The organism is Acinetobacter populi (genome assembly GCF_002174125.1).
Lineage (GTDB): Bacteria > Pseudomonadota > Gammaproteobacteria > Pseudomonadales > Moraxellaceae > Acinetobacter > Acinetobacter populi.
In genome coordinates this window covers 24,351-46,919 of the sequence record NZ_NEXX01000004.1, presented here as the reverse complement: position 1 = coordinate 46,919, position 22,569 = coordinate 24,351, and the positions used below count along the sequence as shown (strand labels likewise).

Sequence of the window (22,569 nt, the reverse complement as noted above, 5' to 3'; positions counted from 1 at the left end):
TGACGAAATCCGCATCTAGAGAATCAATATATACTATGATACTATCATCCTATGTTTAACTGGTCAATTTGAAGTTATTTAATTATTTGTATTAAGTTATTTATTTTAAATAACTATTTTAACATTGCGAATTGTATCGGTTAATAGACTTGGCGAAGAATGAGTAAAAAGGTTGTGGTTATGCGTACAGATCAAAATTTGGATCAATTGATTGCAGAAATTCAAAAACTGACACAGGCGGTAGAAAAATTATCTAATCCGGGTCAAGTATCACTTGATGTGCTGGATGAGGCCATCGCTTTTCGTTGGGACAAAGAAAATAATGCTCCGGGCCAGTTTTTTGCCGTTAAAAAACCACAACTGATTTCGTTTCAAGACCTTTGTAATGTTGATACGCAGTTAAATAAAGTCAAGGACAATACCGAGGCCTTTGTCAAAGGTTATTTTGCCAATAATGTTTTGTTGACTGGTGCGCGTGGAACAGGGAAGTCCTCTATCGTCAAAGCCTGTTTGGCATCATTCCATCAGCAAGGTTTGCGGGTGATTGAGTTGGAAAAAAAATATCTCGATGATTTACCCAAAATTGTGAACCTATTACAGGATCGACCAGAACGCTTTATTATTTTTTGTGATGATCTGACCTTTGAAGCAGGCGATACCAGTTATAGCGGATTAAAAACTGTATTGGATGGTTCGTTGGCGACCAGTGCAGCGAATACTTTGATTTATGCTACATCCAATCGTAAGCATATGGTGACAGAGTATAATAAAGATAATAGTGAAATCCACGTTGATGATGAAGGTGAGTTGCATCCTGGGGATACGATTGAACAAAAAGTTTCTCTGGCGGATCGTTTTGGTTTGCAACTGCATTTTTATTCATTCAATCAAAATCAATATCTGGATACGGTGGCATTCTGGTTGCAAAGCTACGGCTGGAATGAAGAAGAAATTGCAGACATTCGATTACTGGCAATTCAATATGCAACGCAAAAAGGCAATCGTTCCGGACGTGTGGCCAATCAGTTTGCAAAAATGATGGCTGGACAAAAATTATTAAAGGCAGAAAAGTAAGGACGTGTTGATAAAATTTAATAATTAAATTAAAAAGCCTTAACCATCAGCTAAAGCAAAGCAATAGCTGATGGTCAGTGCTTGGATTTAATCCTCTGCCTTGGGCTTGGCATTGGATTTTTTACTTTTTTTGGTCTTTTTGACTTTATCGTCTTTATCTTTTTTCTTGACCTTGTCTTTTGCTTTACCTGCTTTTTTCTCTTTGGTTTCAGCTTTTACTTTTTTCTTTTTCGCTGGTTTTGCCTGCTCAAATACTTGCTCTTGAATCGGAGCTTGTACAATAACGTCTTCGACCACTGCTGCGGCTGGTACTTTCTCTACGGCTGCTTTAACGCTACGTTTATTGCGTGCAGAAGAGGGCACATTGTTTTGTGCTGTTACCGTTGCAGGTGTTTTTGGGGCTGTTGTTTTATTTTGAGCTGTATTGGTATTACGTCTTGCCGGTTTTTTCGCAGTAGCAGTCGATGTATTTGCTGGGCTGGTTTGACGTGCAGGTGTTTTTTGTGCTGCTGTCTTCGCAGTCGATACTGCACCAGTACGAGGGGCTTTGGCACGTACAGCACGACCTGCGGTACTTAATTGTTTAACCAAGGCAAAATCAATTTTACGTTCTTCCAGATTGACGGCTGCAACTTTGATTTCGACTTTGTCACCAAGTGCAAAAATCTGACCATGATGTTGTCCGGTTAAACGTTGTAAGCCTGCATCATAGACAAAATAATCATCGCCCAACTGGCTGATGTGAATCATGCCGTCAACATAGAGATCAGTTAAGGTGACAAACATACCAAAGTCAGTCACTGCGGTAATGATACCGCTAAATTCCTCACCAATATGTTGCTGCATATAATGGCATTTCAACCAAGTTGTGACATCACGAGAGGCTTCATCGGCACGACGTTCGGTTTGGGAAAAATGCTCGCCTGCGGCTTCAAGTGCAGCACCTTGCAATGGATAAGGTTTGGCAGCAAGTTTGGCTTTGATCGCACGATGTAACAACAAATCCGGATAACGACGAATTGGTGAAGTAAAGTGTGTATAGGCATCATAGGCCAGACCATAGTGTCCGGCATTTTTTGGCGTGTAATATGCCTGCATCATGGAACGCAGCAAGACCGCATGGATACTGGTGGCATCAATACGGTCTTTGGTCGCATCAATAACCCGTTGATAATCGGCCTGAGTTGGTTGCTCCGGGAAACTCAAACCAAGTAATTTAACGTAATCGCGCACTTTCTGGATACGTGAAAACTCTGGTGGCTCATGCACACGATACAACATCGGTACTTCATTTTTAATGGCAAAGTCTGCTGCGGCAACATTGGCCAACAACATACACTCTTCAATCAGACGATGGGCATCATTACGTGTGCGTGGCAGAATTTGGGTAATGGCACCTTTATCATCAAAGGTCATGTAGGTTTCGACCGTTTCAAATTCCATCGCATGACGTTCGGCACGTAATTTTAATAAAGTCTGATATAGCTGGAATAAAGTGTTGACCGATTTATGCACCGCTTTGTTATCGGGAATTGCTTGTGTATCACCAGCCAGATAACTGGCAACTTGTGTATAGGTTAGACGTGCCTGTGAATGCATCACCGCCGGATAAAATTCATATTTGGTGACTTTACCTAAACGTGAAAGGGTTAAATCACAGACCATACACAAACGATCGACATCAGGATTAAGTGAACATAATCCGTTAGACAATGCTTCAGGTAGCATCGGCAAGACATAATGCGGGAAATAGACAGAAGTACCACGTTGCTGTGCTTCATCATCCAGTGGTTTTCCGACTTTGACATAATGACTGACATCGGCAATTGCCACAATCACTCGATAACCACCGCCCGGACGTTTCTCTGCATATACTGCATCATCAAAATCCCGTGCATCTTCACCATCAATGGTTACTAACGGTAATTCGCGTAAATCAACCCGATCTTTGCGATCACGTGCGCTTGGTTCTTTAAAACTTTCTGCTTCTCGAACAACATCTTCGGGAAATTCGTAGGGCAGACCATATTCCAGAATCGTGGCAGGGATAATAATCTGGGTATCTGCTTCACCTGCCAGAGATTGGACAATATGACCTGTAGCAAATTCTTCACGTGTTGGATAGTCATCAATGGCAATACGAACCGAATCACCCACTTTTATGCCGGCATGATCGACCAGTTCTTTTTCTAGTGTAATGGGCTGGTGTATATTGGGTGCAGATGGCTGAACATAAAATTCACCTTCATGTTCACAGAGTTCACCAATCACTTCTTTTACTTGATGTTTGATGACTTCGTTGATAAAACCCTGGGTGCGACCACGACGGTCAACGCTGGTTGGACGTACCCGAATACGGTCGCCATTAAAGACTAGACGGAGTTCACGTTCCGTTAGTAATAAGTCATTATGTTCCTTGATGACAGCAAATCCCTGACCACGCTGGTTAATTTCAACCACCGCATCAAATTCTTGATCATCATTACACAGTTGATATGTCTGGCCGATACGAATGAGTTGTCCATCACGTACCATGGCGCCTAAACGGCGGCGTAATGCTTCCAGACTGTCTTCGTCTTTTAATTGAAAAGATTCTGCCACCTGATCATAGCTCAATCCCTGCTCTGATTTTTCTATAAGAGATGAAATCAGTGTCCGACTTGGGATAGGATTATCGTAACGCTGTGATTCAAGCAAGGCTTCAGGATCATTCCATTTCTTCATCATTATTTCGCATCAATTCTAGGTTTTCATTAAAGTTTATCATACTCGCATTTATCTCTTCTGTGAATTTTTAAAGCGTGTGTCGTGTTGTGATGTAGAAGTTTTTTTGCTGAGAATTGTACAAAAAATATATAACCAGCCTGAAAATGAAAAAAATATATGAGGCAAGGGCTTGAAGAAAGGAGATTAAGTTTGTATTATGGCGACCTCGTTACGGTGAGATGTCCGAGTGGCCGAAGGTGCTTCCCTGCTAAGGAAGTGTGGGTTTTATAGCTCACCGAGGGTTCGAATCCCTCTCTCACCGCCAACGAGATAATCTTTTTAAGGTGATACTTTAAAAGATTAGTTGTTTAAAGATAATTTCTTTGATGCGCTCATAGCTCAGCTGGATAGAGCACTTGGCTACGAACTAAGGGGTCGGGAGTTCGAATCTCTCTGAGCGCACCACTTAACAGTGAAATGAAAGAAATTAGATTTAACGGTTTGCGCTCATAGCTCAGCTGGATAGAGCACTTGGCTACGAACTAAGGGGTCGGGAGTTCGAATCTCTCTGAGCGCACCACTTCCTATATAAAGGAAAACAAGCAACTGCAATCCAATCGGATCTGCGGTTTTTTTGTGTCTCAAATTTGATATTTTTAAGTGGATTGGTTATTTACTTTATATTAGGGTCTGTTGACATTTGATAAATAAATTGCGTTGTAGGCTAAAATTTCTTCAGATGAGGAGTGCACTCCGCAAGACAAAGCGAAGGCAATGGCTATTCCCTTGTCGAGATTTGTAACGACGTATGGGGGAATTTTAGCCACAACCCTTTGGGACAGGGTTGTTTTTTGACACTACTGCGTTATGAATAGTTCATTTAGAATAACTAAATTTCACTATTCATGCCTTGTATTGCCTAAAAAACAACCACTGTCGCAATCATAGACGAAATGTCAACAGACCCTAACAAGAAATATTTTTAAAAATTGGAGAACATTAAAATGGCTGTGCCTGAGAATAAACAACAACTTTTATTGGCGATGGATAAAAACTTTAATCTTCTAATGAAAAAATTGCGACTGGTACCTCCTCAATACGCATTTTTACAGGAATTGGAGGGACATGCCAAAAATACCCGTATGAGTGTGGCACAACTAGTCTCTTATCTGATTGGCTGGGGTGAACTGGTGTTGTCTTGGCATGAAAAAGAACGTCAAGGTATTCATATTGATTTCCTTGAAACTGGTTATCAATGGAATCAACTGGGATTATTAGCACAAAAATTTTATCTAGATTATGCGGATATTAGGGATTATGCGGTGTTGTTGCACAAGTTGCAGCAGAATAAAGATGCATTGGTCGCATTAATAGACAGTTTTGATGATCAACAACTTTATGCGCAAACTTGGTATGGCAAGTGGACACGAGGCAGAATGATCCAATTTAATACTGCATCTCCCTATAAAAATGCTGTAGCACGGTTAAATGCATGGTTTAAGTATGCTCAAATACTTCAAAATCATTGAGATTGTTTAGCAATTCGGCAATTAACAACGCTATATTTAAAAAATAGCTGGTATAAAATTCTGAATCCTCTATAATACGCCCCACGATGCGCTCATAGCTCAGCTGGATAGAGCACTTGGCTACGAACTAAGGGGTCGGGAGTTCGAATCTCTCTGAGCGCACCACTTCCTATATAAAGGAAAACAAGCTACTGCAATCCAGTCGGATCTGCGGTTTTTTTGTGTCTAAAATTTGATTGAATGCAAATTTCGACGAATAGTGCATTTCTTTTTCTCTGATTTTTGTTTATAGATAAAAAACCATTACTCACGATGAGTAATCGACAAAGACGTATTCATAGATGAATATCGCAAAAAGTACAGAACATTTGTATGCGAGATTAGAATGGAGTCGGACGCATGCTGAATAATTCACTGTTAAATGATGTGCAAAATCTTCCGGTTTTACAGCCTTATAAACATTGTTCGGAAGATTGGGATGAAATCAAATGGTGGTCTGACCAGATGTATATGCCCTATACCGTACAACCGATGGGTCGGGGTTTAAAACCGCAGTCCAGTATGCATTCGCTACAGGTTGGCAGTATGATTGTGACCCGTTTTAAATATGGTATTCCGGTACATATTTACGATTGGGATCAGGCCGCAGGCAATATTTTATTATTAACCACACTAGAAGGTCAGGGTAGCCATGCAGTGAATTCTTCGCACTGGCAAACCACAAAAATCGGTGAATCCTTTTTGGCAGATTGCAGTCGTAATGATGACTATGCCATTAAGTTTGATCCAGATCATTTGCAATTGAATCTGACCATTCCGCATCAAAGTATTGCCGAATTGGTACTACAAAATTTTGGGCATGAAGCGCCGGATCGTTTATGGCAATGTAAGACGTTTTTTGGTGGAGAAGGTTCAAGCTGGCTGGTATTGTTACGTTATCTGATGCAAAGCATAGCCGAGATTCCATCGGCACAGTTAACCCAGCGTGCCGGAGAGCATTTACAGCAGATGGTGAGTCTGCATATTTTAAATGAATGGGCGTTAAGGGCAAAAATAGATTTAACGCAAAAAGAAATAATTACACCCAAATACATTGAACGTGCCGAGCAGTACATGCGGGAATATCTGCATTATAGTCCGACCATTGCCGAAGTAGCACAGGCAGTTGGGGTAAGTATCCGGACATTATCCGCAGGATTTAAAAAATATCGGCAGAGAACAGCCAGTGAAACCATTCGTGAAATGCGCTTGCAACAGGTTCGCCAGCAATTATTAAATGCGGATAAGACACAAAATGTTGCCGATATAGCGCATGGTTGCGGCTATATCAATCTAGGCGATTTTGCCCGTCAATACCGTTTGCGATATGGCGAATTACCATCACAAACTTTAAAAAAATAATCGGCTGGAAAATATTTGCCGATTACCGATAAGGTTTGCCGATTTGCGGTAGCGTTTTCAATGACTGTTTCCTTACACTCAATCCGGATATCGGAGATATCCAGCAATTGATTGAGCCATATGGAATGGAGCATTGAAATGAAACAACAATTACAGCAAGCACTTGATCCTATCTTAAACCACGTTACACAGGGTGATCGTCCTGTTGCCGGAGTCGTTGCTGGCGTGATTGATCGCGATGAAGTGTTGTATTTGAATCATGCCGGTGAGCGTGATCTTTCTACCCATAGCGCGATGACCGACGACAGTGTTTTTGCAATTTTCTCGACCACCAAAGCCATTACCACGACTGTGGCATTACAGCAATATGAAAAAGGTTTACTGGATCTGGATGCGCCAGCTAGAGAATATGTACCGGAAATTGGGGAACTTCAAATACTTGAAGGTTTTGATACAGAAGGTAAGCAAATCTTAAGAAAACCCAAACATGAGATTAGTACCCGTATGCTATTGCTACATACGGCAGGGTTTGGCTATGATTTTTTTAACGAAAAATATTTTAAACTCACTTCCGAGCAGAATTATCCCAGCATTATTTCTGCGACAAAAGCATCTATTCAAACCCCATTGTTATTTGATCCCGGTACACAATGGGAATATGGCACCAATCTGGATTGGGCCGGTCTGGTTACCGAAGCAGTAGGACAAAAACGTCTGGGTCAACTGATGCAGGAGCAGATTTTTGATCCTCTTGCCATGAATGATACCGCTTTTATCCTGACGCCAAGTATGCAGCAGCGCCGTGTCAGTATGCATCATCGTTTGCCGGATGGGACCTTGATTGCTGATCCGGAGTTTATTTTGCCACAAGAACCGCAAATTCATATGGGCGGGCATGGCTTGTACTCGACTGTCAGTGACTATCTGAAATTTATTCAAATGTGGCTGAATCGTGGCACGGTCAATGGCAAACAAATCTTGCAGGAAAGTACCATTGAACTGGCATTAAAAAATGGTCTGGGTGAGGTCGCCATGAAAAATCTGCCGGGTGTTATTCCAACCTTATCCAATGATGTGGTGATGTATCCGGAAGCCAAGCAAGGCTGGACACTGGGTTTTATGATTAATGAAACAGCAACCCATTCCGGTCGTCCGGCAGGCACGATTGGCTGGTGCGGTTTGGCCAATCTATATTATTGGATTGATATTCAAAATAATGTTGGCGGGTATTTTGCTACGCAGACCCTACCTTTTCTGGATGCCACAGCATATAACGGATTTTTGCAATTTGAACAGGCAGTCAATCGTATCGTCCAGCAGTAACAATAAATGCTTAGCAATGATCAGTGAGATCAGTCGTTTGCACAAAGGAATGAACATGAAAAAATTAAATAATTTGGCATTAAGCCTGATGAGTCTATGTACAATCACCATGTCGGCACATGCAGTTGATGTCGATGCCGGTGATTATGATTATGCGCCAAGTGGGGTAAATCTTGGCATTCTTTATTATCAGCATGCCACACGTGATGCGATTTATGCAGGAAGCGATAGAGTCGCGGGCAATCCTGAATTAACCTCAGATATTGGCATTGCCCGATATGTGCATTATATGGATGTCGCAGGCGTGCATATTGCACCACAGATTCTGGTCCCGTTTGGCCGTCTGGATGCAGGCAAGGATATTGCTGCATTGGGGCGTAGTAGTGGTATCGGTGATATTATTTTAGCCAATACATTTTTTGTCTATCATGATCCGCAATCCAGTACCACAGTAGGAATTACCCCTTATCTATATTTACCTACTGGTCAATATGACAAAAATGATGCTTTAAATCTTGGAGAGAATCGCTATAAGTTGACCTTACAGGGCGCTTATACCACCAAACTGAGTCCGCAACTTGCATGGGATGCAATTGCAGATGTCACCTTCTACGGAAAAAATGATGATATTGCTGGCGGTGGTGATTTAAAACAGGATATGGGCTATCAGTTACAAACCAATTTGCGTTATAAAATAACCGATAAAGTCGATATACGCGGTGGCTTATCCTATGCTGATGCCGGGGATAGTAAGCTCAATGGTATAAAATCGGACAGTAATACACAAAGCAAGTTCTGGATTGGTACCGGGATTAATCCTACAGCCAGTACACAATTGATCGTTAATTATGGTCGGGACTTTAAAGTGGAAAATGGCTTTAGAGAAGATAACCGGATTAACTTGCGCTTTATGAAAGTTTTTTAAACGCTGTTTAAAATATAATTCTCCTTAAAGAGAGGCTTCTTGTTTAGATCATGGCAAGAAGCTTTTTTAATGACAGGCATTAAGGTTCCCTCTTGTCATCAATCCCGCCATACAGTAAGGTTATGCCAAATCTTTAATTGACGTGATTACAATGACAGACATCGTGCCAAGTTTTAGCTGCCGTTATCATTTAAGTTTGGAAGAAGCCAAAGAAGGTTTTGCGTTGGCTACATTTGGCAAGAAAAAAATTGCCCGCTTTGTTACACCGTTGATCAGTATTGCCATTATTATCTGGGGTTTGAGCCTTGGCGTGACCGGTGTTGGTAAGTTTTATGTGATACTGGGTGTGACATTTTTAATCTTGCAACTGGTTTTGCGTTTTATCTTTTTGCCAAAAATGTTTGCACGTCAATATACCAAATATAAATTTGGCGAAATGGAGCAGGGCATTGATCTGTATCAGAATCATGGTGTTCTCATTGCCGCCGATCGCCAGCAGAATTTTAACTATAGTGATGTGGTGAAATTTGTGATTGGCAAAGTAAGCTACATGCTGGAATTAAAAGATCGCACGGTGATTATTGTATCCAAATCTTCAGTGGTGCAAACAGGGCAGCAAGCGCTGTTTGAATCGGTATTTAAGCAACGTTAAGATGAAATGCAGGTCAGTTCTATATCTCGGGTTCAGGCCATAAGCCAAAAAACAAACATATAAGGAGTCATAATCATGTCTGTTCAACCTTCAAAAATTGTCTGTGTCGGGCGTAATTATGCAGATCATGCCAAGGAATTAGGCAATGCTATTCCGGATTCTCCGGTACTTTTTATCAAGCCACCAAGCAGCCTGATTTCGCTAACGGATGGGATTGAATGGAATCAGGCATTGGGTGAATGTCATTTTGAATGCGAATTATGTTTGCGTATTGATCAACCCTTATCTAAACAAAATGATCCACAATTGGCATTACAGGCTGTAGGTGCTATTACATTAGGACTGGATCTGACCTTACGTGATTTGCAAAATACCTTAAAAAATAAGGGACAACCATGGGAGCGCGCCAAAGCCTTTGATGGTGCTTGCGTACTTGCAGACTGGGTTGATATCAGTGAGATTACCAACTGGCAAAATATCGAGTTTAGTTTTGCTCAAAATGGTCAAATCAAACAACACGGTTTTACGCATGATATGCTGTTTGATGTGGCAACTTTATTGGTCGATATCAGTCAAAGTTTTAGCCTACAGGTTGGTGATGTGATTATGACCGGTACGCCAAAAGGTGTTGCGGCATTACATCCCAAAGATCAACTGGTATTGACCTTAAAAACACAAAAAGGTTCGCATCAGTGGCAAACCTTTTGTAAATAAAATATAAACTTGATTTTTTCGATCCAGAAAGTATTTGTTTGATCAATTCAAATACTTTTTATATATTCATCTACGGATAAGTGTGTTTCTGCTGGTAAAAACTTTTGTAAATATGCAAGATATTCCTGAAAACCTTTTTCCAGCTTTATTGTATTTAGTTTCTGTTGGGCAATATCTGGACTAATTTCCGTGCCATAAAATGCAAAAAAAGACTGATAATCGGCATGAACATAACTAAACGTTATTTCAAAAGGACGCAAAATTTCTGCAAGAGAATAAAGGTAACGACCTTCTTTTGAATAATCTTCTTCGCAAATACCTGTTGAAACGGCTAAACCCACTTTTTTATTGAATAGTTTTTTGCCCTGAGAACCATATGCCCAACCATAACTCAATACCTGATCTAACCAACTTTTTAATAAAGGTGGACAATTAAACCAGTAGATAGGAAATTGTAAAATAATGCTATGATGTTCTTCAATTAATCGTTGTTCAGCAACAATATCAATTTTGCCATGGGGATATATCTTATCGATATGATGCAAGGTGAACTGTTCAGGATAAGACTGTAATGCCTTAATCCATGTTTGATTGATAATGGAGTTTTCAATATCTGGATGAGCGATAATGATTAAAGTTTTATGCATGAAAAAAACTCTGAAATTGATTAATTTTAGATTATCGAAATCAAAGCTATTTGAATAGTACGGTAAAAGAGGTAAGCACTTACCTGAAGGTTAGTATAGATGCAAAATAAATTAATATGCAGTATTACAGATGTAGAGTTAAAAAATACACCTTTTGGTTATACTTTATCTCTTATTCAGGGTAAATATAAAATGATTATATTATATTGGTTAAATGAAAATAATGGCGTCATGCGATTTAATGCATTACAGCGAAAGATTGGAAATATATCTTATAAAACCTTAAGTAATACCTTAAAAGAACTAGAGAAAGATCATTTGGTTTTACGCAAAGAATATGTACAAATTCCGCCTAAAGTGGAATATATAATGACAGCCCGTGGACTGTCATTAATTCCTATTCTGGATATGATGTGTACTTGGGGTAAAACGCATAAAAATAAGGTTTGAATATTAGGTATGATCCAATCCATTAGTGGGATATTTATTTTGTTTCAAAAATACGGGAAAGTGGCATAGACAATTTTGCCGATAAATATTCATCGGTTTCGGCAAGTGCTGGTCCCAATACTTGCATCCACTCATCATCCGGATGGATATTGCCCAGATCCTTGCGGTGTGGCAACTGGAAGGGCAGCGCAGTAGCAAAACTCCAGAAATCCACCTGACTTAAATTACGGATGAGCACATATTCATTTTTATCGGTTTCGGCAATCAGCTTTTGTTTTTCCAGTAATTCAATATAGTACGGCCAGCGACCAATTTCACTACGGCCTAGAATATCCAGTGCTTCTTTATCGGATACCGATTCACCGATTTTTTGTTTTTTATAAAACAATTCCAGAATATCTAATAACATCACAATCGGATGACGGGTAATGGTAGTTTTTGAACTAAATGCAGTTATGCCATAACTGATCTCTACACCCAGTAAAATGACATTCCAGGAAATAAAAATCCATAATAGGAAAATTGGAATTGCTGCAAATGCACCATAGACCAGTTGATAACTGGTAAAGTTACTCATGATAAAACCAAACAGGTTTTTCAGTAATTCAAATACGATGCCACTAAATATACCTGCAATAAATGCCGAGCGAATCGGCACACTACGATTGGGAATAGTCCAATATAACAAGCTAAAGCCCAGACAGGTAAGGAAGAAGGAAACTGAACGCAGCAGAAAGGCAAAATCCAGTTCATAACCGCCAATCGTATTGCTGAGTAAGTTGATTGAAGTGACGGTAGAAGAAAGGACAAATGCGGTGCCGAGGATAATGGGTCCCAAAGAAATAATGGTCCAGTAACGCATAAAGCCAATAATACCACCACGCGATTGGCGTACTCGCCAGATCCGGTTGAAGGCTTCTTCAATACTGGACAGCATCATCACTGTGGTAACAAATAAAAACAGGATACCGATAATGGTTAAATTACTGGAATTGGCGGTAAATGAACTCAGGGCCTGATCAAAAGCAATCGAGGTTTTGGGTAGAAAATTATTATAAATCCATTCCTGTAATTGTTGCCGTGCAGGTTCTAGGGCTTTAATCGAAGAGATGATCACCAGAAAGACTGTGAGCATCGGAACTACTGCAAATAGTGTGGTATAGGTCAACGATCCAGCAAGCTCACGACAACGATCCGCCTCAAAACGACGAAAGATAAAAATAATAAATTGAACCCATTGCTGCTCCAAGATAGGCGAAGCTTTCAATTTTTCTAGCATAAATTCATTTCCCCATGAAAATTTAGCAGTGAATGGCAAGCATGCTTTTATCAGATTTGGCGTAACACTTAAAATTTCGTATGATGTGTCTCAAATTGATTATAAAGCGTTGAAAATGATGCAATGTTATATTTTGGTTCTATATTACAGTAAATATGGTAGCACACGGGAATTGGCGCATTTGATTGCCGAAGGCATTGAAAATACGGGCTGTGCGGTCAAAATCCGCACTGTGCCAGAGATATTTCCATCAGTAGAACATGCGGAACCAAGCATTCCCACCGAAGGCGATTTGTATTGTAGCTTACAGGATTTGCAAAATTGTGCCGGCCTGGCATTGGGCAGTCCAACACGTTTTGGCAATATGGCCAGTCAGATGAAATATTTCTGGGATCAAACCACCAGTCTTTGGTTAAGTGGCGCATTACAGGATAAACCTGCTTGTGTATTTACCTCGACCGGTTCGATGCATGGTGGACAGGAGACGACTTTACTGAGCATGTATCCACCATTATTACATCATGGCATGTTGATCATGGGGCTAAGCAATGCAGAGCCGGCATTATCCAATACCCGAACTGGCGGCACGCCCTATGGTGTCAGTCATGTCAGCGGACCACGTCATGATCAGGGTTTATCTGAGGATGAAAAACGTTTATGTGTGGCACAGGGCGAGCGGCTGGCCAAGCTGGTACAAAAGATTGCAGTTTAATATTTTGCAGCTGCAATCTTTTGTTTTAAAGCATCATCTTTTTTTGATCATGCAATGACGCGGGCAAGAATAAAACCATCGTAGCTTTTCTCGCCAACGGTTTGCAGCGCAGTGGCACTGATTCGGGGTTCACGGGATAAATAGTCGGTCAGTTGGCGTACACCTTCAACATCAGGTTCATGATTGTCCGGATTGGCAACCTCGCCCCGACGAACCACATTATCTACCACAATTACTGTTCCAACATGAGCTAGTTTTAAAGCCCACTCAAAATAATACAGATTATTCTGTTTATCTGCATCGATAAAGATAAAGTCAAAACTGGTACCATGTGTATCAAATAGCTTTTCCAGTGAGGGCAATGCTGCACCGACCTGAATTTCTACCCGGTCCGCCAGTTGTGCGGCAGCAATGTTTTGTGCTGCGATATCGGCATGATGTGGATTAATTTCCAGACTAATCAGCTTGCCATTTGGTGGCAACGCACGGGCTAACCAGATAGTACTGTAGCCGCCCAGTGTTCCGATTTCCAGAATATGTTTGGCACCCTGAATTTGTGCCAGTAGGTGTAAAAACTTTCCTTGATTGGCTGCAACCTGAATAGCGGGCAAACCAGCATCCTGACTATTTTGCACAGCATGTTGCAAGGCAGGATCTTCATTGATGAGCAAGGTATTAAAATAATGATCGACACTTTTCCATATAGACAGACTCATTTTATCCCTCTTTGTCGTATGTTGTTGCGGCTAGACAGATCGATTTTTATGTGAAGAATCAATCATAATACAGGACAAGGGGATTGTTTATAATGAATAGATGTAATGACCCAGGCAATCTGGAATAAGCAAAAGAAAATCGACAGGATTAAAATCGTATTGTCAGCGTATCAGGGGATATCAATGACAATACGATGTTCAGACTTAGGATTCGACAAAGCTCACTTGACCATCGGTCAGCGATTTTACCCGAGCCAGCGATTCGACTTTAAAGCCTTTTTCATCCAGTAATTTACGACCAGTCTGGAAGGATTTCTCGATCACGATACCAATTCCACAAACGGTTGCATTGGCTTGAGAAATTAAATCTACCAATGCCAGTGCAGCATGTCCATTTGCTAAAAAATCATCAATAATCAGTACTTTATCTTCTGAATGTAAATATTTATTGGAAATGGCAATGGTACTTTCAGTCTGTTTGGTGAATGAAAATACTTTTGAGCGATATAAATCGTCTTTTAAAGTCAAAGACTGATATTTTCGTGCAAAGATCACAGGTACGCCTAGAACCAATCCAGTCATGACCGCTGGTGCGATTCCCGATGCTTCGATGGTAATGATTTTAGTGATACCAGCATCTTTAAATCGTTCTGCAAATTCGACACCAATCTGCCGCATTAATTCCGGATCAATTTGATGGTTTAAAAAAGCATCAACTTTTAAAACTTGTTCAGAAAGAACAATACCTTCACTTAGTATTTTTTGTTGAAGTGCGTACACGGGAGAATCCTCTAAGACGGATGCTTTTTCGGGATTGTTAACATCTTGTGAGGAAAAAGTTAACAGTCCCTAAGCAAAGGCATATTTTAAAAAGTAGATTTTAAAAAGCAAGCCGCAAAAGAGAAATATTAATAGATTTACGATGAATTGCTAAAGTGCTTTTAACAATAAGCCATAGGATTGATCACCATCCTGATGTGTTACTTTCACAGGTAAATAATCCAGACTCGGTGCCAGCCAGAAAATGGTGTTTTTATTGGCACGATCATGTTTTAAACGAATTTTAACCGTATCATAGCTTTTGCCATCGGCAGCCTTAATCTTTTCCGAACCTTCTTTGACAAATTGGCGTGCTTCAACTTCCTTATAATCGGCAATCAGATAGCTGGATTTTAAACCACTTTGTTTAAGGTCTTCACGCACTTGTAACTCGGCATTTAAATCATCCAGTACGCCATTTTGCCAAGTTAACACACGTGAAGTGCCTTTCCGGCTGGTCTGGATTTGTTTTTGCTGCGGTTTGAAATTCATACTAACCACATCATTATGCACCAGAATTTTGGTCTGACGTTGATAACTGACAGATTGAATTTGTCCTTGGCTAAAGCCAAATTTACTGGTTTCCATCGCACTGCCAATCAATGGAATCTTGGAACTGAATTGATACTGCCATAGATTGCCTTGCTTACTGAGTTTGCGTGTCGCATCGCCCATGGTTTTATTGCCATAAGTGAATTGATAGGTTGCCGAAAACGGTGTTAATGCATGGCTTGCTGCGGCAAAAGTGAAGCTTGCTGCGACGAAAGTCGTCAATGCAATTGTCCGTATTGCAGCAGAAAAGGTCTTCATAAAATGCCTCTCAAATATAATTGTTTGATTTACCAAAACTTAGCTTAAGAAGCCCACATACAAATTACGATGGGATAAATGTATCAAAATGTGAGCGAAGTATTAAAATGTGAAGAAAGTACTTGGCGAGTTCTAGACATCCTAGTCTTTAATCGGGCTGATCGTGGTTTTACCGTCGTCGTCCAGTTCAAGATCATCAAAGATATTGTCCTGTTTGTCCCGATTGAATATTCCGTCCAGATTGACATTGGCAAGCAGTACCAGTTCGGTTTCTTTTAAAATACCGTGATTGATATGCACCTTACGCAAAGTCCGCATTACACTTTCTATATCGCCTAACCAGCGATTTAGATCAAGATAAAGCAAACCGTGTTTGACCTGCACAATATTATAATGCTGCAAGATCGGCCCTAAAGGATCTTTATCCAGTACTTTTTGAAATACGAATAAGGCAAAATTTGCGCCTAATTTTTTATACATTTTATCAAAGCGGGCTTCGATCACCTGAGTTTTGCTGATTTGTTCAAAGACAACCAGTTGAGTTTCTTTATTGAACTCCATTTGTACCAGTTTTAAATCAACAGAAAGTGCAGCATAGATACCGACGACATCGACAGTGGCATACAGTCTTAACCAGTCGTCATAGACATCGGCATGCAAGTCTTTGAGTAAATCTACATTGTCGGTGACATATTTTTTGAAGGTGGCATTGAGTAGATTCTGTGAAACCGAAAAGTCTCTTTCTTCTTCGATTAAATCTTCTGCACGTTGATAAAGTTGCTGGACAGATGATGTGATTTTAGAAAAAATACGCGACATACTGGCTCACTATAAAATAAGGGTGGCTGATTGCAATGATCGCAGGTTTATATGCTATGCAGTTTGCTTTAATATAGATTGTGCTTAAAATACGTTTCTTATACAAGCGATGAAAAAGCGCTAATAAAACATGTATAAATCAACATGTCGTATGATTATACGTGTAAATCAATTGATTTCAATGTATCAAGGGGTAGGGATACTTGGCAGAACAGTCAAAGCAGGACTATTTACAGTTTTTACAGGCAGCAGTGGTCAACAAACACTGGTGGAAAGATCCTGTTTTTCTTGTGGCAATGATGATCGCAGTCCTTTTGCATCTTGCAATCCTGAGTATTCAGTTTATCTTCGGTTCATCTTCGCCGATGTCGACCAAAGATGTGACCATTGCTGTACATTTGAATAACGATAAAGTTGAAGATGCAGATTTTTTGGCACAAAAAGATCAAAAAGGTGATGGCGAACTGAAGCAAAAGTATAGCAAAACAACACCTATTCCAGTGACCGCACCAGACAGTTCAATGGGGGAGCAGCAACAGGAAATGCTGGAGCAATTGTCTCAGAAAAAAGCACTGGATTTTCAGGAAAGAATGTTGATGACCACATTAAGCTGGCAGAAACAGAGTCAGGATGAAGAACGTAAAAAAGTACAGGATCAACTTGAAAGTCAGCGCCAATCCCGTGCAGCCATGATCGCCAGTATCGAAGCGCAGTTTGCACAGCGTCAGCAAATGTATGCCAAGAAACAAAAAGTGAAAACTGTAACGGACATTCAATCCAAACAGGATGCCTCGGCAGCGTATCTGGATCGGTTCCGCCAGAAAGTGGAAATGTTTGGTAATCGCTATTATCCGGAAGCTGCAAGGCAACAGGGATTGTCGGGAGATGTCCGTTTGATGGTCATTCTCAATGCACAAGGGGGAATACGTGCGATCCGCTTACTGGAAAGTTCAGGACATCCGATTCTGGATGAAGCAGCAAAAGCATCGGTACGTCGGGCCATGCCATTTGGAAAGTTTGATGCCGGTATGAAAGATATCAGTGAACTACGGATTGTACGGACATGGCGGTTTGATGCAAAAGATTCGATGTTTAATGTGCAGTAGTAAAATTTCTGAACTTTGCATTGGATACTTGCCCTTAGTAAGTATGACGAAATAGTAAGGTATGCCACATACATAACCCTGAATTAAAAGTAAAAAAACAAGATCGTGTAATTTCTCTAAATTTTTATGTAATTTTTTTGCGTAATTTTTTTATCTCATTCGTCATATTAAGTATAAACCAAGGCTTTTTTGTAAGTCTTCATGATTAATGATTCTCATTTGTATCTGGAACGGGGCATGAACAGTTTTTTAAAACAACCAAAGCAATTGATTTTTAAACAGTTGAGTCTAAGCATATCACTTGCAATTGCATCTTCTTTATTGATAGCACCTGCTCATGCAGCAACTTCTTCAACAGAGATTAATTACCAGATTCAAAAAGGTAGCCTTACGGATGCTCTCAATGCCGTAGCACAACGGGCCAATGTCACATTATTACTAGATACCAATAAAACCAATACTTATCAGGTGGAGGCCTTATCCGGGCAATATACAGTCGATCAGGCTTTACAGGCATTATTAAGCAATACGCCATTCCAGATCCAAAAAACACCAGCGGGCTATATTGTGCAGGAAGCACCAGCCAGTGCTGTGCAACAAAATAACAATGCAAATTCAGTTTTAATGCAAGCAAATCAAACTGCCGAGAATAATAACAATATTACAGAACAACAAGAGATTCAGCGCATACAACAAGAAGCAGTACAGCTTGCACCTTTAACCGTATATGGAGAAAAAGACCGTGATACCCAAGGCTATGACGATGTTTACGATAAAAACCGTTCTTCTGTATACGCCGGTAAAGAATATATAGAGCGATTTAAAGGGACAAATCCAGCTGATGTTGTAAGAGGGATGGTAGGCGTATATAGCGGCGATGCAAGAAATAGTGGCGCACTAGATCCAAGTGTTCGTGGGATCCAAGGTGTGGGACGTGTACCTTTAACTATTGATGGTACCGAGCAATCCATTGCCGTATGGCGTGGCTATAATGGCGTAAATAATCGTAATTATATTGACCCAAACTTAATTGGCGGTATTGAGGTTATAAAAGGACCATCATTAGAAGCAAATGCAACTACCTCAGTTGGAGGTGGCGTACTGGTCAAAACATTGGAAGCGGATGATATCGTCCGTCCCGGGAAAAAATATGGTGCAGAAATTAAAATTGAGGGTTCTAGCAATTCCATAGATCCTAATCTGCCAACATTACAATATGTTGGTCAGAATTATGCTGATACACCAGCTTGGACTCAAATAGGTACGGCATTATATGATCCTGATATTTACAAAAAAAATCGTACTGGTAATGACAATAGTTTATTTAATGGTGATGATGTAGCTGGACGTATTGCTTTAGCAACTAAACAAGATAAATTTGATCTATTGGCTGTATATGCAGAAAGAAAACGAGGCAATTATTTTTCGGGGACAAATAATTCAAGTTTTTATGATCAAGCAGAACCTTCAAGCAGTTTAGATTATATTCCCTATTTTGCATCTGTTTATAAGCCTGGGGGTGAGGTAGCAAATACATCAAGTCATATGACTTCATGGTTATTGAAAGGAACGTATCGTCCTACGGAAGATCAAAATATTAAGTTAACTTATCGTCAAACCAAGAATGAATATGGAGAAATTTTACCGTCACGTATTACATGGTCTGTGACTCCAGAAACAGGCGTACCACAGTGGCCTTTAAGTGTAGTTGAATCAAAAGCATATAGTGTAGAATATAAATATAAACCAGAAAATAATCGCTGGATTGATTTTTCGGCTAATATTTGGCAAACAGATACTGAAAGTAATACTTATACTCGTGGTGGTTGGCCAACATTTATTATGCCAACGACAAATATTATTACCAATACAGCAGTCGCTAATTCTGATAATACCCGTAAAGGAATTACAGTCAGTAATAAGATTAATGTACTGGATAATCTAGATTTAACATTAGGGGGAAGTTTCTTAAAAGAAAAACTTAGTTCTGATGATATTTATGGTGAATATGGTACAAATGTTACAACTTTTCAGGCATTACCACGTGCAGGGCGCAGAGAAGAAAAGACATTTGATTTTAACTTTAATTATCGCCCCATTGATTGGTTAACGTTAGAGGCAGGAATGCGGTATCGTAATTACTGGGCATTTGACGATTTTTTAAATAGTAATTTAAATACAACTGGCACATCTTCTAGTCAATTAAAATCTAGATATCAGCTAACAGGGTATACTGTAGAGTATCTTACTGTACCTGAAACACGAACGTCAGCACAACAACGACTATTAACTCTTGCTGAAACTAATTATAGAAATAGTAATCCTGATTGGGATGGAGATTATGCTACAGTTGATCCGAGTAGTACCTTATATACTAGGTATTGGTCTCAAAGTAATACATTGGCATGGACAGCAGATGCCAGTGGGAAAATGAATATTGTAGATAACCCATTAGATTCTCTAGATACTACCTTAGGTGTGGAAGGTGTAGATTATGTTTTAACCTCTACAACGCCTCGAGCTACGTATAACTTAATTCCTATTACGGAAGTAACAAAGACTAAAGACAGTGCATGGGCACCACAGTTTAGTGCAGCAATTCAACTTAATGAAAATAACAGGATTTATGCCCGTTATGCAGAAGAATACCGGATGCCGAGTTTATTCGAAAGTACTGTTGGGTTTTCGGCAAATTTACCTTATTTAGGTTTAAAGCCAGAACATACATTTAGTTCGGAAATTGGTTATGTTTATGACGCTCGTAACTGGTTTAAGACAGTTCGCAATGCAGATATTAAACTTGCATATTTCCATCACAAAACCAAGGATGTTATTGAGCGTGATCGTAATTTAATGTTTACTAATCTTGAAAAACAGACATTAGAAGGACTGGAACTACAAAGCCGATTTGATAATGGAGGTTTTTTTGCTGATGCGAGTATCGCTTATAATTTAAAAAACAAAGTTTGTGATGAGAATGTAGCTGTACAGCAAATGTTATCTAGTTCTACCTATGCCACTAATACTTATCAAAAATGTGTGGATGATGGTTTTCCGAATGGTTATTTAGTCACTATGGCTACACCTAAGTTAAGTTTTAATGGATTAATTGGTGCAAGATTTTTTGATGAGCGTTTAGAGTTTGGTGCAAGAGCAACATTTTATAAGAAATACGAGAGTTACTTGAGAAAAGAAGGTAGCTTGGATTTAAATGCTGGTTATTATCTAAATGTACCATTAGCTTGGGACGATACATGGATATTTGATGCCTATGCAAATTATCAGATTAATGAACAAGCAAGAGTGGAACTCGTCGGCACAAATTTGAGTAATCAATTTTATATTGATCCATTAACACGTAGTGCAATGGCAGCCCCTGGACGTACATTTAAACTGGGTTTAACTTATAAATTTTAATTGGAGAGTTATTTGTCGGAAAATATATTTAGTATAGATATATTAGAATAGATATATTGCTTGTCTAATTATTAAATAATAATTGGATGGTTTTAATTATTTATTTGATAATCTGGAATAGTAGTAATCTATTTTAATATGCTTAATATTTGATTATTAGATGTGGATTTACTATTAATTTAAAAGTAAATTAATAGTGTTTCTACAGTTTTAATATTATTTGTGATGGCTTTATTCGTCTTGGACTAATATTATATATGATTAGTATTTATATAAATTAATTAAAAAATAAATATAAAAATGTCTTGATATTGTCATCATTATTTTATATCTTAATTAGGCGGGATAATATTGGTAACGATATTGACCAGTGAGCTACAAAATGTAAAATTGATATATTTAGATTTTATCTTGATATATCAGTCTAAGCGGTGATTATTGTTATACGCAATAATTACCTGATCCTTGGTAAAAAATAAAATGTTGTCTTTCCATTTACACACTATAAAGCAGGATGAGAAAAGCATAGCATTTTATTTAAATAAGAATCACTAAGTTTATCATTATGATTGCTTAGTAAAATTTAACGAAAGATGAGGAAATACTTATGAAATTTAATCAAATTGCGTTTGCCCTAGTTACTACACTGGGTTTAGTTACTGCTGCAAATGCAGGTATAGACGGTGGTTCAAGCAATACAGCAAATATTGCGATTGGTACGGCAGAAGCTGGTGGTACAGCTCCTTCTGATCATGTGGGTGGAACGGCTGCACTTTCTGTAGCTTCAGCAACAAGCCCATGGAATATGTATATTGGTTTCTCTGCTTTAAAAGGTTTGGCCAGTGCATATACTTCTTTGGGTACTTCTAATACTAATGTAACCGTACCAGTGTCTAGTACAGAAAATCTATATTTAAATGTATCAAGCATTCCGGTTTCTGCAATGCCAGCAAGCCATAGTGCTTTGGGTAATTTTAATTTTGCTCAAGTTCTGGAATCTTCTGGTAATCAAGGTAGTTTACCAGAAGTATTTTTTGGTGAATGGTGGGGTAGTTCAGACACAGTAGATGGTTCTACCCGTACAGTTTATTATGCTGGCGATAATACCAATACAACAGTGCCAACCTCTGGAACTGCTGTATATAGTGTTGCAGGTATTAATAATGGTGTAAGTTTGGTTGGTACTTTTGATGTTAATTTTAATGACAATGGGGTTGGTACATTGTCTGGTACATTAACAGGTTCCAGTACAGTAACTAGCTTATCTGTTGATGCTGGATTTGACGTTGGTGATTCCGCATTTGCTGGTAGTGCTACAGCAGTTGGTACTTTGGGTACTGATGCATCTGGTGAAGTTGAAGGTTATTTCTACGGTGCAAATGCCGCAGCATTGGCAGGTATTGCGAGCTTTAATACTACAGCATACAACACTGCCTTTGGTGGTGTAAAACAATAATTTTTATAAAGAAA

19 protein-coding genes and 4 tRNA genes are annotated in these 22,569 nt (G+C 39.4%); 16 read left to right on the top strand and 7 right to left on the bottom strand.

Annotated elements, in window-relative coordinates; all coding sequences use genetic code 11:
• Positions 1 to 180 precede the first annotated feature (180 nt).
• Entirely contained in the window at positions 181 to 1,074 is an 894-nt protein-coding gene (locus tag CAP51_RS11360; protein ID WP_087621144.1) for an ATP-binding protein, read from the top strand.
• 87 nt (positions 1,075 to 1,161) lie between these two features.
• Here the strand turns inward: CAP51_RS11360 and rnr are convergent, their stop codons facing one another.
• On the bottom strand, positions 1,162 to 3,801 hold the full coding sequence (gene rnr / locus CAP51_RS11355) for a ribonuclease R (RefSeq protein ID WP_087620881.1): 2,640 nt from the start codon (positions 3,799 to 3,801) through the stop codon (positions 1,162 to 1,164).
• Between the two features lie 212 nt (positions 3,802 to 4,013).
• Between rnr and CAP51_RS11350 the strand changes: the two genes are divergently transcribed.
• From CAP51_RS11350 to CAP51_RS11305, 10 genes are all read left to right on the top strand, one after another.
• Positions 4,014 to 4,105: transfer RNA gene (locus CAP51_RS11350), tRNA-Ser, on the top strand.
• A gap of 63 nt (positions 4,106 to 4,168) precedes the next feature.
• Positions 4,169 to 4,245, top strand: a tRNA-Arg gene (locus tag CAP51_RS11345).
• Positions 4,246 to 4,283: 38 nt separating this feature from the next.
• A tRNA-Arg gene (locus tag CAP51_RS11340) sits at positions 4,284 to 4,360 on the top strand.
• Between the two features lie 424 nt (positions 4,361 to 4,784).
• The gene (locus CAP51_RS11335; protein WP_087620880.1) at positions 4,785 to 5,309 is read left to right on the top strand and encodes a ClbS/DfsB family four-helix bundle protein; all 525 of its coding nucleotides are present in this window, start codon (positions 4,785 to 4,787) and stop codon (positions 5,307 to 5,309) included.
• Positions 5,310 to 5,397: 88 nt separating this feature from the next.
• Positions 5,398 to 5,474 (top strand) — tRNA-Arg (locus tag CAP51_RS11330).
• Between the two features lie 234 nt (positions 5,475 to 5,708).
• Positions 5,709 to 6,710: an AraC family transcriptional regulator gene (locus tag CAP51_RS11325; protein WP_087620879.1), complete on the top strand. Its 1,002-nt coding sequence runs from the start codon at positions 5,709 to 5,711 to the stop codon at positions 6,708 to 6,710.
• A 138-nt stretch (positions 6,711 to 6,848) separates the two neighbouring features.
• Positions 6,849 to 8,033: a methyl acetate hydrolase AcmB gene (acmB, locus tag CAP51_RS11320; protein ID WP_087620878.1), complete on the top strand. Its 1,185-nt coding sequence runs from the start codon at positions 6,849 to 6,851 to the stop codon at positions 8,031 to 8,033.
• 55 nt (positions 8,034 to 8,088) lie between these two features.
• On the top strand, positions 8,089 to 8,958 hold the full coding sequence (locus CAP51_RS11315) for a transporter (RefSeq protein ID WP_087620877.1): 870 nt from the start codon (positions 8,089 to 8,091) through the stop codon (positions 8,956 to 8,958).
• Between the two features lie 151 nt (positions 8,959 to 9,109).
• A complete protein-coding gene (locus CAP51_RS11310) occupies positions 9,110 to 9,610 on the top strand; it encodes a hypothetical protein (RefSeq protein WP_087620876.1) in 501 nt (166 codons plus the stop codon).
• A 75-nt stretch (positions 9,611 to 9,685) separates the two neighbouring features.
• The gene (locus CAP51_RS11305; protein ID WP_087620875.1) at positions 9,686 to 10,324 is read left to right on the top strand and encodes a fumarylacetoacetate hydrolase family protein; all 639 of its coding nucleotides are present in this window, start codon (positions 9,686 to 9,688) and stop codon (positions 10,322 to 10,324) included.
• A 47-nt stretch (positions 10,325 to 10,371) separates the two neighbouring features.
• Here the strand turns inward: CAP51_RS11305 and CAP51_RS11300 are convergent, their stop codons facing one another.
• On the bottom strand, positions 10,372 to 10,971 hold the full coding sequence (locus CAP51_RS11300) for an NAD(P)H-dependent oxidoreductase (RefSeq protein ID WP_087620874.1): 600 nt from the start codon (positions 10,969 to 10,971) through the stop codon (positions 10,372 to 10,374).
• A 99-nt stretch (positions 10,972 to 11,070) separates the two neighbouring features.
• Between CAP51_RS11300 and CAP51_RS11295 the strand changes: the two genes are divergently transcribed.
• Complete coding sequence (locus CAP51_RS11295) at positions 11,071 to 11,421, top strand: winged helix-turn-helix transcriptional regulator (RefSeq protein WP_087620873.1); 351 nt, start codon at positions 11,071 to 11,073, stop codon at positions 11,419 to 11,421.
• A 34-nt stretch (positions 11,422 to 11,455) separates the two neighbouring features.
• On the opposite strand, the gene CAP51_RS11290 is transcribed toward CAP51_RS11295, so the two are convergent.
• Complete coding sequence (locus tag CAP51_RS11290) at positions 11,456 to 12,700, bottom strand: YihY family inner membrane protein (protein WP_087620872.1); 1,245 nt, start codon at positions 12,698 to 12,700, stop codon at positions 11,456 to 11,458.
• Between the two features lie 118 nt (positions 12,701 to 12,818).
• Between CAP51_RS11290 and wrbA the strand changes: the two genes are divergently transcribed.
• Entirely contained in the window at positions 12,819 to 13,412 is a 594-nt protein-coding gene (wrbA, locus tag CAP51_RS11285) for an NAD(P)H:quinone oxidoreductase (RefSeq protein ID WP_087621143.1), read from the top strand.
• A gap of 47 nt (positions 13,413 to 13,459) precedes the next feature.
• On the opposite strand, the gene CAP51_RS11280 is transcribed toward wrbA, so the two are convergent.
• The 4 genes from CAP51_RS11280 to CAP51_RS11265 form a co-directional block, all read right to left on the bottom strand.
• A complete protein-coding gene (locus CAP51_RS11280) occupies positions 13,460 to 14,128 on the bottom strand; it encodes an O-methyltransferase (protein WP_087620871.1) in 669 nt (222 codons plus the stop codon).
• A 204-nt stretch (positions 14,129 to 14,332) separates the two neighbouring features.
• Complete coding sequence (locus CAP51_RS11275; RefSeq protein WP_087620870.1) at positions 14,333 to 14,908, bottom strand: xanthine phosphoribosyltransferase; 576 nt, start codon at positions 14,906 to 14,908, stop codon at positions 14,333 to 14,335.
• 150 nt (positions 14,909 to 15,058) lie between these two features.
• Positions 15,059 to 15,757, bottom strand: a complete 699-nt coding sequence (locus CAP51_RS11270) for a DUF3108 domain-containing protein (protein ID WP_087620869.1) — start codon at positions 15,755 to 15,757, stop codon at positions 15,059 to 15,061.
• 141 nt (positions 15,758 to 15,898) lie between these two features.
• Positions 15,899 to 16,576 carry a hypothetical protein gene (locus CAP51_RS11265; RefSeq protein ID WP_087620868.1) on the bottom strand — a complete coding sequence of 226 codons (678 nt, stop codon included), beginning with the start codon at positions 16,574 to 16,576 and terminating at the stop codon, positions 15,899 to 15,901.
• Positions 16,577 to 16,872: 296 nt separating this feature from the next.
• Here CAP51_RS11265 and CAP51_RS11260 point away from each other — a divergent pair, with 296 nt between their 5' ends.
• The 3 genes from CAP51_RS11260 (at position 16,873) to CAP51_RS11250 (ending at position 22,555) form a co-directional block, all read left to right on the top strand.
• Positions 16,873 to 17,682: an energy transducer TonB gene (locus tag CAP51_RS11260; RefSeq protein WP_087621142.1), complete on the top strand. Its 810-nt coding sequence runs from the start codon at positions 16,873 to 16,875 to the stop codon at positions 17,680 to 17,682.
• A 237-nt stretch (positions 17,683 to 17,919) separates the two neighbouring features.
• A complete protein-coding gene (locus CAP51_RS11255) occupies positions 17,920 to 21,099 on the top strand; it encodes a TonB-dependent receptor (RefSeq protein WP_087620867.1) in 3,180 nt (1,059 codons plus the stop codon).
• Between the two features lie 607 nt (positions 21,100 to 21,706).
• Positions 21,707 to 22,555 (top strand): Slam-dependent surface lipoprotein, encoded by an 849-nt coding sequence (locus CAP51_RS11250; protein ID WP_087620866.1) that lies wholly within the window; start codon positions 21,707 to 21,709, stop codon positions 22,553 to 22,555.
• Positions 22,556 to 22,569: the final 14 nt, after the last annotated feature.

Bases quoted from the DNA above. Each gene is read 5' to 3' on its own strand.
- CAP51_RS11250 (WP_087620866.1), top strand. From the start codon at position 21,707: ATGAAATTTAATCAAATTGCGTTTGCCCTAGTTACTACACTGGGTTTA.
- CAP51_RS11300 (WP_087620874.1), bottom strand. From the start codon at position 10,971: ATGCATAAAACTTTAATCATTATCGCTCATCCAGATATTGAAAACTCC.
- CAP51_RS11305 (WP_087620875.1), top strand. From the start codon at position 9,686: ATGTCTGTTCAACCTTCAAAAATTGTCTGTGTCGGGCGTAATTATGCA.
- acmB (WP_087620878.1), top strand. From the start codon at position 6,849: ATGAAACAACAATTACAGCAAGCACTTGATCCTATCTTAAACCACGTT.
- CAP51_RS11280 (WP_087620871.1), bottom strand. From the start codon at position 14,128: ATGAGTCTGTCTATATGGAAAAGTGTCGATCATTATTTTAATACCTTG.
- CAP51_RS11270 (WP_087620869.1), bottom strand. From the start codon at position 15,757: ATGAAGACCTTTTCTGCTGCAATACGGACAATTGCATTGACGACTTTC.
- rnr (WP_087620881.1), bottom strand. From the start codon at position 3,801: ATGATGAAGAAATGGAATGATCCTGAAGCCTTGCTTGAATCACAGCGT.
- CAP51_RS11290 (WP_087620872.1), bottom strand. From the start codon at position 12,700: ATGCTAGAAAAATTGAAAGCTTCGCCTATCTTGGAGCAGCAATGGGTT.
- CAP51_RS11265 (WP_087620868.1), bottom strand. From the start codon at position 16,576: ATGTCGCGTATTTTTTCTAAAATCACATCATCTGTCCAGCAACTTTAT.
- CAP51_RS11315 (WP_087620877.1), top strand. From the start codon at position 8,089: ATGAAAAAATTAAATAATTTGGCATTAAGCCTGATGAGTCTATGTACA.
- wrbA (WP_087621143.1), top strand. From the start codon at position 12,819: ATGCAATGTTATATTTTGGTTCTATATTACAGTAAATATGGTAGCACA.
- CAP51_RS11360 (WP_087621144.1), top strand. From the start codon at position 181: ATGCGTACAGATCAAAATTTGGATCAATTGATTGCAGAAATTCAAAAA.
- CAP51_RS11260 (WP_087621142.1), top strand. From the start codon at position 16,873: ATGATGATCGCAGTCCTTTTGCATCTTGCAATCCTGAGTATTCAGTTT.
- CAP51_RS11335 (WP_087620880.1), top strand. From the start codon at position 4,785: ATGGCTGTGCCTGAGAATAAACAACAACTTTTATTGGCGATGGATAAA.
- CAP51_RS11255 (WP_087620867.1), top strand. From the start codon at position 17,920: ATGAACAGTTTTTTAAAACAACCAAAGCAATTGATTTTTAAACAGTTG.
- CAP51_RS11325 (WP_087620879.1), top strand. From the start codon at position 5,709: ATGCTGAATAATTCACTGTTAAATGATGTGCAAAATCTTCCGGTTTTA.
- CAP51_RS11295 (WP_087620873.1), top strand. From the start codon at position 11,071: ATGCAAAATAAATTAATATGCAGTATTACAGATGTAGAGTTAAAAAAT.
- CAP51_RS11310 (WP_087620876.1), top strand. From the start codon at position 9,110: ATGACAGACATCGTGCCAAGTTTTAGCTGCCGTTATCATTTAAGTTTG.